Origin of the sequence: Microbacterium lacus (genome assembly GCF_039531105.1) — a bacterium.
GTDB classification, from domain to species: domain Bacteria; phylum Actinomycetota; class Actinomycetes; order Actinomycetales; family Microbacteriaceae; genus Microbacterium; species Microbacterium lacus.
This window is the reverse complement of sequence record NZ_BAAAPK010000001.1, coordinates 1,950,403-1,962,298: the sequence shown is the minus strand read 5'-3', so window position 1 is coordinate 1,962,298 and position 11,896 is coordinate 1,950,403. Positions and strand designations below refer to the sequence as shown.

Here is an 11,896-nt window from a genome sequence, read left to right as displayed (position 1 = left end):
CTAGGACGCGACGGGTTCGATGAGGTCGGGCGTGTTGTTGCGGACGTTCCCGACGGCCTTGCCGACCACATGGTCATCAAGGGTCTCGGCGACAGCCGGGGCGGCGTCGATCGCGGCGTCCAGGACGTCCCGCACGTTCTCGGTCGTGGGATCCAGCCACGCGTCGGCGTGATCCGGATCGAGGAAGAGCGGCATCCGATCGTGGATCGAGCCCAGCCGACCGATCGAATCACGTGTCAGGATCGTGAAGCTCAGCATCCACCGATCGGGATCATCGTCAGCCAGAGCCGGGTTCTTCCACCATTCGTAAAGGCCGGCGAAGAACAGCGGCGAGTCGTCGGACGGGTGGATGTAGTGCGGGATCTTCGTGCCGTCGACGCTCTTCCACTCGTAGTACCCGGATGCCGGCACGACGGCGCGACGCTTCTCGAGAGCCTTGCGGAACATCGGCTTGTCCTCGAGCTCCTCCGAGCGTGCGTTGAAGGCGCGCGCCCCGATCGCGGGATCCTTGGCCCACGCCGGAACGAGTCCCCAGCGCGCGGTCTCCAGCCGACGCGTGGGGGGCTCGGTCTTCGCCGAATCGAGGACGATCGCCACCGGCGAGGTCGGCGCGATGTTGTAAGAGGGCTCCGGCAGGTGCTCGGAGACCAGGTCGACCCGCAGCACCCCGACGAGCTCGGAGCCCACGTTCGCCACCACGAAACGTCCGCACATGCGTCAGAGCCTACGCGCGGCCTCCGACGCGCCGCTCAGCGCTCCAGGATGCCGATGTCGGTCAGGCGGTCGGCGAGGCCGGCACCGTCGGACTCGGTGACCCAGGGCACCGAGGCCGCGGTGTGATCGTCGACCGCGGTGCGTCCACCGGCCAGCACGGCTTCCGCGGGCGAAAGCCGCCGGATCGCGACCGCGGCGACGTTGTCCGGGAACTCGCCCGCGAACGTCGTGTAGATCGCGTCGTCGTGCTGGCCGTCGTCGCCGATGAGCAGCCACTTCACGTGCGGGAATTCCGCCGCAAGGCGGCGGAGGTTGGAGAGCTTGTGCGCCTTGCCGCTGCGGAACCACCGGTCGTGCGTCGGCCCCCAGTCCGTGAGGAGGACCGACCCGGACGGGAAGAGGTGACGCCGCAGAAACCGGATGAGCGTCGGCGCGACGTTCCATGCCCCGGTGGAGAGGTAGATCACCGGCGAGCCCGGCTCGTCGCGCACGAGACGCTCCATGAGGACCGCCATGCCCGGAACCGGCTGCCGCGCGTGCTCGTTCACCACGAACGAGTTCCACGCCGCCAGCAGTGGCCGGGGGAGCGCGGTCACCATGACGGTGTCATCCACGTCGGACACGATGCCGAACGTCACGTCCGGTCCCACGACGAACACCCGCGTCTCGACGGGCTCGCCACCTTCCACCGACATCTCCAGCGTCTGCCAGCCTGCCGGCAGCTTCGCCGGGATCTCCGCGTCGATCACCCCGCCGCGATCGGCCACGACCTCGTGCACGGCGCCCCCGATCGTGATCCGCACCTGCGCGTACCCGACCGGAACCGAGGCGAAACTCCGCCAGCCGCGGACGCTCGCGTACTCTCCTCCCTCGAGCAGGGGCACCGGCGGCACGATGAGCACACGGCCGAGTACGCGCACCCAGTCCGGCCCGCCGTAACCGGGGAACGGGGTCGCAGACGGTGTGAGTCCGCGGGCGCGCGCACGCCGTTCGCGCCACGCGTGGAAGCGATACTCCAGGCGGGCGAGCCACAGCACTTTGCGCCGGACGGGGACGGGCTCCGGGGAAGGCATCCCCTCAGTCTTCCATGTCGCCTGTCCGGGGCAGGGCATCCGGCTGCGATCCGGGAGCTCCGTCGTCGGCACCGAGATGCTTGCGCTCGGCCCGCTCGATGACCTTCTTGCTCGCGAACACGAGCAGCAGGAACACGACGATGATGCCGACGAAGATGTAGCCCGCGAAGTGCAGCTGGTCGGCGAGCTCGCGATAGGTCCCGGCGGCGACGGCGGCGACGGACACGTACAGGCTCGCCCAGATCACGCACGCCGGGACGGTCCAGGCGAGGAAGCGCCGATAGGAGTAGCCGCTCATCCCCACGGTGAGCGGCACGAGCGAATGGAGCACCGGGAGGAAGCGGGAGATGAAGATCGCGGGACCGCCACGGCGACGCAGGTATCGCTCCGAGCGCTCCCAGTTCGCGTCCCCGATGCGCTTCCCGAGACGCGAGTGCCGGATCGCGGGCCCGAGCACGCGTCCCAGCCAGAACCCGACGCTCTCGCCGAGCAGAGCCCCGATCACGACCGCGACGATCAGGACGACGCCTTCGAGAGGCGAGGCGACCGCCGTCCCGGCGACGATCACGATCGTGTCCCCGGGGACGACCAGCCCGATCAGCACGCTGGTCTCCAGCATGATCGCGACCCCGGCCAGAACCGTCCTCAGCACGGGATCGACACTCTGCACGGCGTCGAGCAGCCACGTGAGGAACTCGTTCACACCGGAAGCTTAGAGCGGTCGGTGCGCCTCTACTCTGAGAGGATGCCCGCCTCTCCGACCGCCGTGCCCGTCGGCGACTGGCGGGAGCCGGCATCCGTGCACGCTGCGATCTGCGGGAACGATCCGCACTCGTTCTGGCTGGATGCCGGTCCCGACGCGGTCGAGGGATGGAGCTGGGTCGGCACCGGGATCCCGGAGACGGATCCGTCCCGGGTGCGCGCGGTGCCGCTCGCGTCCCGGACGCCCGATGAGTGGGCGGCGGGCCCGTTCCGGGGTGGTTGGGTCGGCTGGGTCGGGTACGACGAGGGCGCGCGCCGAGCCGGTGCGCCGGGGTCGGCATCCGGTTCCGCGTCCGAGGAGGAGACGTGGCTGGCCGTCGAGTCCTTCGTCGCGTTCGATCACTCCGCGCGCCGGGTGTGGGCGATCGGTCCCGCCGAGGTGGCGACCGCGCTCGCGGAACGGGTTCGCGCCGCGACTGCGGCGCCGACGGTCGCCGACGCGCCGCCCACGGTCGCGACGGCGCGCGACACCCCCGACGAATACGCCGTGCTCATCGGCCGATGCCGCGAGGCCATCCGACGTGGAGACGCGTATCAGCTGTGCCTCACGACGCGGTTCGAGATCGCCGGTGTCGTGGATCCCGTCGCGGCCTTCCGACGGCTGCGTGCCCGGACACCCGCGCATCACGGCGGGGTCATCCGCGCGGATACCGTGGCTCTGGTCAGCGCCAGCCCCGAGCGCTTCCTCGAGGTGCGCGGTGCGGTCGTGCGCACGAGTCCGATCAAGGGGACGCGCCCACGCAGCGCCGATCCCGGCGAAGACGCCGCTCTCGCGGCCGAGCTCCGGGCGAGCGAGAAGGAGCGCGCCGAGAACATCATGATCGTCGACCTCATGCGCAACGATCTCTCCCGCGTGTGCGAGCCGGGCAGCGTCGCGGTCGACGACCTCCTCGTCGTGGAGTCCTATCCCGCGGTCCACCAGCTCGTCAGCACGGTCTCGGGGACACTCCGGGCGGGCACGACGCTCGGTGCACTCCTGGAGGCGGGCTTTCCCGCCGGGAGCATGACCGGCGCACCGAAACTCTCCGCGATGACGATCCTGCACGACCTCGAGCGGGGACCGCGGGGGGTTTTCGCGGGGTGCTTCGGATGGGTGGGCCACGACGGCGCGCTCGATCTGGCGATGGTGATCCGCTCGATCGTGATCCGCCCCGGGGGTGCGTACGTCGGTGCCGGGGGAGGGATCACGTGGCGTTCGGATGCCGCCGCCGAGGTCGCCGAGGTCGGTGTGAAGGCCCGCGGGCCGCTGGCTGCGGTCGGGGCGGACCTGCCCCACGGCTGGTGAGGCGACGGTCCGGTAGCCTGGAAGACGCGCTCCGCGCCAGAACTTCCTTTCCACGATTGGTTTCCGCTCCGTGTCCCAGACCCCTCCGCCCGACACCACCGCGCCCGCAGACGGGGGCGGATACGATGCGTACGCGATCCAGCAGAAGTGGCAGGCGCGCTGGGCGGAGTCCGACCCGTTCCGCGCCGGCGGCACCGGGGACTCACGGCCGCGCAAGTACGTGCTCGGCATGTTCCCCTACCCTTCGGGCGACCTGCACATGGGGCACGCCGAGAACTACGCGTACGTCGACGTCGTGGCGCGCTTCTGGCGCCACCGCGGCTACAACGTCCTGAACCCGATCGGATGGGACTCGTTCGGCCTTCCGGCCGAGAACGCCGCGATCCAGCGCGGTGCAGACCCGCGCGAGTGGACGTACGCGAACATCGAGCAGCACAAGAGGAGCTTCCGCGAGTACGGCTCGTCCTACGACTGGTCGCGGATCCTGCACACGAGCGACCCCGAGTACTACCGGTGGAACCAGTGGCTGTTCCAGCTGCTGTACGAACGGGGGCTGGCATACCGCAAGGAGAGCCCGGTCAACTGGTGCCCGAACGACCAGACGGTGCTCGCGAACGAGCAGGTCGTGGACGGTCACTGCGAGCGGTGCGGCGCGGAGGTCGTGAAGAAGAAGCTCACTCAGTGGTACTTCAAGATCACCGATTACGCCGACCGTCTGCTGGACGACCTGAACCAGCTGGAAGGATTCTGGCCGCAGAAGGTCATCCGGATGCAGCGCAACTGGATCGGCCGTTCGGTCGGCGCCGACATCGACTTCGAGATCGAAGGGCACCCCGAGAAGGTCACGGTCTTCTCCACGCGGCCGGACACCCTGCACGGGGCGACCTTCATGGTCGTCGCGCCGGACAGCGATCTCGCTGCGGAGTTGGCCTCCGGCTCGTCGGCCGAGGTGCGCATGCGCTTCCAGGACTACCTCACCAACGTCGGGCGCTCGAGCGAGATCGAGCGACAGAGCACCGACCGACCGAAGACCGGGGTGTTCCTGGAGCGGTGGGCGATCAACCCGATCAACGGCGAGCGGCTGCCCATCTGGGCCGCCGACTACGTCTTGGCCGACTACGGCCACGGCGCCGTGATGGCCGTGCCCGCGCACGATCAGCGCGATCTCGATTTCGCGCGCGCCTTCGATCTGCCCATCAAGGTCGTGGTCGACACGACCGCTCCGATCACCGGCGCGATCCCCGTGATCGAGCTCGACGAGAACGGGGAGCCGTCCGAGAGCGCTCTGGAGGAGTCGCTGGCCGACATCGATCCGGCCCGCACCGGGATCGCGCTGACCGGCGACGGTCGCATGATCAACTCCGGGTCGCTGGACGGGCTCTCCAAGCGCCACGCGATCGCGCGCATCACCGAAGAGCTCGCCGCCGCGGGAACCGGACGCGCGTCGAAGTCCTACCGCCTCCGGGACTGGCTCATCTCGCGCCAGCGATTCTGGGGCACGCCCATCCCGATGATCCACACGCAGGACGGGCGGATCGTGCCCGTCCCCGCCGATCAGCTGCCGCTGACGCTGCCGGATGCCGAGGGGCTGGATCTGACGCCGAAGGGGACGTCGCCGCTCGGCGGCGCGACGGAGTGGATGACCACGACGGATCCCGAGACGGGTGAGCCGGCGCTGCGCGACGCGGACACGATGGACACCTTCGTGGACAGCTCGTGGTACTTCCTGCGCTTCCTGACGCCGAACGACGCGGACGAGGCGTTCTCGACCGCGGAGGCCGCGAAGTGGGCACCGGTGGATTCCTACATCGGCGGCGTGGAGCACGCGATCCTGCACCTGCTTTATGCGCGCTTCATCACGAAGGTCCTCTTCGACGCCGGGCTGGTCGATTTCACCGAGCCCTTCTCCAGCCTGGTCAACCAGGGCATGGTGCTGCTCGGCGGGTCGAAGATGTCCAAGAGCAAGGGGAACCTCGTCGAGTTCTCGGCGAGCATGCGCGAGCCGGGCGCGGACGCCGTCCGCACGGCGATCGCGTTCGCCGGACCCGTCGAGGACGACATCAACTGGGAGGACGTCTCCACCACCGGCGCGCAGAAGTTCCTCGCGCGGGCGTGGCGGGTAGCCCACGACGTGCAGAGCGACCCCGACGTCGTGTGGGCCGAGGGAGACGAGTCCCTGCGGCGGGTCACGCACCGCCTCCTCGCCGATGCTCCGTCCCTCGTCGAGCAGACGAAGTTCAACGTCGTGGTCGCCCGCCTCATGGAACTCGTCAACGCGACCCGGAAGGCGATCGACAGCGGTCCGGGCAAGGCCGACCCGGCGGTGCGCGAGGCGGCCGAGGTGACGGCGATGGTCCTGGACCTGTTCGCGCCGCACACCGCGGAGGAGATGTGGGAGACGCTCGGGTACGAGCCGTTCGTCGGCCTCGTGCCATGGCGCGCACCCGACCCGACCCTGCTCGTCGAGGACACCGTGACCGCGGTCGTGCAGATCGACGGCAAGGTGCGGGCGACGCTCGAGGTCTCCGCCCGCATCGATGCGAAGGATCTCGAGGCTCTCGCCCGCGCCGACGCGCGCGTTCAGCGGGCATTGGCCGGACGGGAGATCACGCGCACGGTCGTCCGTCCGCCCAAGGTCGTGAGCTTCAGCACGAACTGACGCGGCGCTCCTCCCCAGGGCGCGGTCGATCACAGCTGTCCACCGACTCGACCCTCGGGCACCCCACCGGCCCGGCGGTGACCTAGCTTCGGCAGGGTGTCGGCGGACGAGAGTGCACGCGGCGACGCCCGAAGTCCCCGTGCCCGGCTGGGCCTGGGTGCGGCGGTCGTCGTCGTGCTCGTCGCGCTCACGGTGACCGTCGGGATCGGTGTCGTCCGCGGCGCCCTGGCGCCGATCGAAGCCGTTCCGGTCGAGAGCGGCAGCGGGTCGGTCACGATCGACGGCGACGCCCCCGCGGATGCCGGTCGGCCGGCATCCGTCTTCGTCCATGTCTCCGGCGCGGTCGCCGCACCCGGGCTGTACGTCCTCGACGACGGCGCCCGCGTGGTCGACGCGATCGCCGCCGCCGGCGGGTTCACCGCCGAGGCTGATGAGTCCGCGGTGAACCTCGCCCGCCCGCTCAGCGACGGCGAGCAGGTCGTCGTCGCGGTCGTGGGGGGCGCACCGCCCTCGACGACGGCCCGACCCGCAGGGGACGGGAGGGTCAACCTGAACACCGCCGACGCGGCGGCGCTGGACACCCTCCCGCGCATCGGGCCCGCCCTGGCCGAGCGGATCATCGAATGGCGCGAATCCAACGGGCGGTTCACAAGCGTGGAGGATCTGCTGGCGGTTCCCGGCATCGGCGAGAAGATGCTCGACGCGTTGCGCGACGCGGTGACGGTGTGAGCAGACCGGTGGGCCTGCGCCTGGTCCCGGTCGCCGCCGGCGCATGGGCGGCGGCGCTGCTGGTGACCCTGCTGCCGTCGGCGTCCCCGGTCGTGGCACTGGTCCTGTGGGCGTCCGCGATCGGTACGCTCGGCGTCCACACGGCCCGGCGGTACGCGCGCCGTTCGCCGCGGGCGGGACGAGCGAGGCTGTGGACGATCCTGATCCTGAGTCTTGTCGGGGCTGCCGTCGTCGCCTCCCACGTCGCGATCGCACAGCCCCCGCGCGTGGCGGCGGAGCGGTTCGGCCTCGAGGGCGGCCGCGCGCTGGTGATGCGGGCCGAGGTCACAGGGAAGATCGAACGGCGCGCATCGGGGGAGTGGGAGTTCGATGCGGTCGCCACGCGGCTCTCCACGGGACGGGACAGTAAGCCCGTCCGCATCGATGTCTCGATCCGCGTGCGCCCGGACCTCGTCGATACCGCGGAGCGACTCGATGTCGGTGCCGTCGTCGAGGCGAGCGGCACCGCCCGCCGCGCGCCGGTCGGGTCCCGGGCGGTCCTTCTCGTGAGCGCGACCCGCGGCGTGGTGGTGCGCGACGGCCCGGCGGGCCCGCTCGCGGTCGCCGGAGACCTGCGACGCGGACTCGCACACGCGTCCGCAGGTCTCCCCGAACCCGGCGCGGGACTCATCGCCGGCCTCGCGGTGGGGGACACATCGGCGGTCGGGCCCGATCTGGACGCGGCGATGAAGGCGTCCTCGCTCTCTCACCTGACCGCGGTCTCCGGGGCCAACTGCGCGATCGTCGTCGGCATCGCCTTCCTCCTCGTCGCGATGCTCGGCGGTTCGCGGCGCGCGCGGGTGATCGGCGGCATCGTCGCGCTCACGGGATTCGTCCTGCTGGTCACCCCCGAGCCGAGCGTCGTCCGCGCGGGGGCGATGGCGTTGATCGCGATGCTCGCCCTGATGCTCGGGCGCACGTCCGCAGGGATCGCGGTGCTGAGCGTGGCGGTGACCGTGCTGCTGGCGGCGGATCCGTGGCTGGCGTCGTCGCTCGGTTTCGCACTGTCCACCGTCGCCACGGCGTCGCTGCTGCTGTGGGCACGACCACTGGCTCACGGGATGAGCAGGCTCCTGCCGCGATCGCTCGCTCTCGCGCTGTCGGTCCCGCTGGCGGCACAGCTGGCCTGCGGCCCCCTGCTCGTGGTCATCGCGCCTACCGTGCCGCTGTACGGCGTCGCCGCGAACCTCCTCGCCGCACCGGCAGCGCCCGTGGCGACGATCATCGGTCTCGCTGCGTGCCTTGCGGCTCCGATCCCGATCCTCCAGGCGGGGCTGACCGCGATCGCCTGGCTCCCCGCCGCGTGGATCGCCGCCACAGCCGAGGTCTTCAGCCGCCTACCCGGCGGACAACTGCCCTGGCTCGACGGGCCACTGGGCGTCCTGACCCTCGCCGCGGTGAGCGTGTCGATCGGACTTCTCGTCGTGGTGGCGCCGCGCGCGTCACGCCCGCCCCGCTGTCGCCGGCTGCCGCGTGTCCGGATCGCCCGCGGCGCTGCGGCGATCGTCCTCGCGCTCACCGTCGGCATCGTAGCCGGCGGTGCCGCGCTCGACGGCGTCGCCGGTCGATTCACCCTCCCTGCCGGCTGGAGCGTCCTGGCGTGCGACATCGGCCAGGGAGATGCGGTCATGGTGCGCTCGGCGGGTGCGGTGGCGCTCATCGACACCGGGCCGGATCCGGCGCTGCTGGAGGAGTGCCTCGCGCGCGCCGGGATCGGCCGGATCGATCTGCTCGTCCTCACTCATTTCGACCTCGATCACGCCGGCGGTGTCGCCGCCGTCGTCGGTCGCGTCGACACGACCCTGCACGGGGTCGTCGGCACGCCGGACGCCGCTCGTGCCCTTCGCGATCTCGAACGCGCCGGCTCACGGATCGTGGCGGGCCACGCGGGTCAGAGCGGCATCCTGGGTGCGGCGCGGTGGCGGATCCTGTGGCCGCCGGCCGGAACGCGGGCCTTTCCTCCGGGGAACGACGTGAGCGTCGTGGTCGAGGTCACGGGCGGCGGGATGCCGGCATCCGTCTTCCTCGGAGATCTCTCGCGCGCGCCGCAGAGCGCACTGGTGCACTCCGGCGCGCTCGCGCCGCCGTACGACCTCGTGAAGGTCGCCCACCACGGCAGCGCCGATCAGGACCCCGAGCTGTACGAACTCCTCCGGCCCCGCGTCGCGGTGATCTCGGTGGGCGCGGACAACACGTACGGGCACCCGCGTGCCGAGATCCTCACGATCCTGCGCGGCCTCGGCACACGGATCGCCCGGACGGATCGCGCGGGCATCGTGGCGCTCTGGAGGGAGGGGAGCGGGGTGGTGCTGTGGCGCGAGCGCGCCGAGGACGTCGCACCCGCTCGCTAGGCTGGAGTCATGGCCACCAGCGCGCGACGGGCACCGGCAACGCGCGCGAAGAGCGTCATCCCGCAGATCTCGTGGCGTGCTCCGCAACCGGCGCCGATCGTGCTCGTGAGCGGCCCAGAAGACGTGTGCGCAGAGCGGGCGACCTCGGGCATCCGCGAGTATCTGCGTGCGGAAGACCCCAGCCTCGAGGTCACCGACGTCCGCGCCGACGACTATGCCGCCGGGACTCTGCTCGCCGTGAGCTCACCGTCCTTGTTCGGAGAGCCGCGTCTGGTCCGGGTGAGCGGGGTGGAGAAGTGCTCCGACTCCTTCCTGTCCGAAGCGCTGTCGTACCTCGCCCTGCCCCAGGAGGGGGCGACCGTCGTCCTCCGACACACGGGTGCCACCGTCCGCGGCAAGAAGCTGCTCGATGCGATCCGTGCCGGCGAAGGCGGCGGCATCGAGATCGCGTGCCCCGCCATCAAGCGCGACTCCGACCGCTTCGACTTCGCCGCGGGCGAGTTCACATCGGCGCGCAAGCGCATCGCACCGATGGCTCTGCGCACGCTCGTCTCCGCGTTCGCCGACGACCTCACCGAGCTCGCCGCCGCGTGCCAGCAGCTGATCGCCGACGTGCCCGGCGACGTGACCGAAGACATCGTCGAGCGCTACTACGGCGGACGGGTCGAGACATCGGCGTTCGCGGTCGCCGACACCGCGATCGCCGGTCGCTACGGCGAAGCGCTCGTGGCACTGCGCCACGCCCTCGCCTCGGGGGCCGATCCCGTTCCTCTGGTCGCCGCGATCGCTTCCAAGCTCCGCACGATGGCGCGGGTGGCCGGTCACCGTGAACCCGCTGCCGCGCTGGCCGCCCGGCTCGGCCTGAAGGACTGGCAGGTCGATCGGGCGCGACGCGATCTTTCCGGCTGGAGCGATGCGACGCTCGGCATGGCGATCCAGGCCGCCGCGCAGGCGGACGTCGATGTCAAGGGCGGTTCACGGGACAGCGTCTTCGCGATCGAGCGTCTCATCACGATCATCGCGACCCGGGCGCCGTTCGGCAGCGCCTGACCCACGCTCGGCCGAGCCCGACAGACGACGAAGGCCCGTCCCCGGGGGGACGGGCCTTCGTGCGATGACCGGTGTCGGTCGGGCGCTCAGAGCGCCGCGACCTGCTTGGCGATCGCCGACTTGCGGTTCGCGGCCTGGTTGGCGTGGATGACGCCCTTGCTCGCGGCCTTGTCCAGCTTCTTCGTCGCGCGGACGAGTGCCTTCTCAGCGGCGGCCTTGTCGCCGGCAGCGACGGCCTCGCGGGTGCGACGCACCTCCGTGCGCAGCTCGCTCTTCACGGCCTTGTTGCGCTCGTGCGCCTTCTCGTTGGTCTTGTTGCGCTTGATCTGCGACTTGATGTTTGCCACGTTTGTCGTCGGTCTTTCGTTTCGAAGGATTCGGTGAGTGCCGGCCGACAGAAGAGGGCTGTCGTTCGGCGGTCGTGAGGGTCGCCCCACACGCAAGCCAATCACCGAGTCTATCAGGTCGGGGAAGCCACCTCTGACTCGCGCCGCTCGAGCGTCCGGACGGCGAGGTTCAACACGGCGGTGAAGACCTCCGGCCGCATCACGGTGACGTGATGGGTCGTGCGCGGGACGACCACGAGTTCGGCGTGCGGCGCCAGCCGCAGGAAGAGTCGTTCGTTCACCCGCAGCTGATCGTACTGGCCGTTCACGAACCACAGCGGGACGCGGATGCGCTGCACAGCAGCCAGGAGGTCCAGTGCCGAGAGACTGCTCAGGGCGACGTCCTGCGTATCCAGCGCGTAGCCTCCAGCGCCGAAATCGTCGCGCGTGTGCGCGGGAAGGATGCGGTCGAGCATGCGGTTCGTGAGCCACATCCCGCGATCGGGCAGCGCGTCGAATCCGCGTGCCAGCGCGCGGTAGGCGCTCAGCGCGACCCCGCGCGGCAGCGACGTGCATGATGCGGCGACGAACCCCGCGACCGGCGGCGGCTCCTCGGCCCCGACGTACTCGGTGCACAGCAGCCCGCCCATCGAGTGCCCGACCAGGAGGACGGGACCGCGGGAGGCGGCATCCCGCACCGCGTCGTCGATCGTCGCGAATGCCCCGGCGAGGGTGAACCGCTCGGCCATGCGCGCTCCGTGGCCCGGCAGATCGACAGCGACGGCGCAGACCCCGCGTTCCCGCAGAGAGACGACCTGCGAACGCCACATGGTGGCGGACGTGCGGATTCCGTGCACGAGCACGACCTGCACAGCCATCGGTCCAGGATACGGGCCGGTAGAATCGAC

General features: G+C 70.8%; 10 protein-coding genes. 5 read left to right on the top strand and 5 right to left on the bottom strand.

All coding sequences use genetic code 11. The annotated features are described in order from the left end of the window. Genes ABD197_RS09260 through ABD197_RS09250 form a run of 3 tightly spaced genes read right to left on the bottom strand, consistent with a single transcriptional unit; the run spans position 1 to position 2,490 of the window. Positions 1-714, bottom strand: a complete 714-nt coding sequence (locus ABD197_RS09260) for an SOS response-associated peptidase (protein ID WP_344053800.1) — start codon at positions 712-714, stop codon at positions 1-3. Positions 715-749: 35 nt separating this feature from the next. Beyond that, on the bottom strand, positions 750-1,787 hold the full coding sequence (locus ABD197_RS09255; RefSeq protein ID WP_344053798.1) for an App1 family protein phosphatidate phosphatase: 1,038 nt from the start codon (positions 1,785-1,787) through the stop codon (positions 750-752). 4 nt (positions 1,788-1,791) lie between these two features. Continuing rightward, positions 1,792-2,490, bottom strand: coding sequence for a DedA family protein (locus ABD197_RS09250; protein WP_344053796.1), 699 nt, complete (start codon positions 2,488-2,490; stop codon positions 1,792-1,794). Positions 2,491-2,532: 42 nt separating this feature from the next. Between ABD197_RS09250 and pabB the strand changes: the two genes are divergently transcribed. From pabB to holA, 5 genes are all read left to right on the top strand, one after another. Next, the gene (gene pabB, locus ABD197_RS09245; protein WP_344053795.1) at positions 2,533-3,834 is read left to right on the top strand and encodes an aminodeoxychorismate synthase component I; all 1,302 of its coding nucleotides are present in this window, start codon (positions 2,533-2,535) and stop codon (positions 3,832-3,834) included. Positions 3,835-3,904: 70 nt separating this feature from the next. Further along, complete coding sequence (gene leuS / locus ABD197_RS09240; RefSeq protein WP_344053793.1) at positions 3,905-6,493, top strand: leucine--tRNA ligase; 2,589 nt, start codon at positions 3,905-3,907, stop codon at positions 6,491-6,493. Between the two features lie 96 nt (positions 6,494-6,589). Next, positions 6,590-7,222 carry a ComEA family DNA-binding protein gene (locus ABD197_RS09235; RefSeq protein ID WP_344053791.1) on the top strand — a complete coding sequence of 211 codons (633 nt, stop codon included), beginning with the start codon at positions 6,590-6,592 and terminating at the stop codon, positions 7,220-7,222. Next, positions 7,219-9,612, top strand: coding sequence for a ComEC/Rec2 family competence protein (locus ABD197_RS09230; RefSeq protein ID WP_344053789.1), 2,394 nt, complete (start codon positions 7,219-7,221; stop codon positions 9,610-9,612). Before ABD197_RS09235 ends, ABD197_RS09230 begins: the two co-directional genes overlap by 4 nt. Before the next feature lie 9 nt (positions 9,613-9,621). Continuing rightward, complete coding sequence (holA, locus tag ABD197_RS09225) at positions 9,622-10,662, top strand: DNA polymerase III subunit delta (RefSeq protein ID WP_344053787.1); 1,041 nt, start codon at positions 9,622-9,624, stop codon at positions 10,660-10,662. Between the two features lie 86 nt (positions 10,663-10,748). Here the strand turns inward: holA and rpsT are convergent, their stop codons facing one another. Both rpsT and ABD197_RS09215 read right to left on the bottom strand, forming a co-directional pair. Beyond that, the gene (gene rpsT, locus ABD197_RS09220; RefSeq protein ID WP_344053785.1) at positions 10,749-11,009 is read right to left on the bottom strand and encodes a 30S ribosomal protein S20; all 261 of its coding nucleotides are present in this window, start codon (positions 11,007-11,009) and stop codon (positions 10,749-10,751) included. Positions 11,010-11,122: 113 nt separating this feature from the next. Continuing rightward, complete coding sequence (locus ABD197_RS09215; RefSeq protein ID WP_344053783.1) at positions 11,123-11,866, bottom strand: alpha/beta fold hydrolase; 744 nt, start codon at positions 11,864-11,866, stop codon at positions 11,123-11,125. Positions 11,867-11,896: the final 30 nt, after the last annotated feature.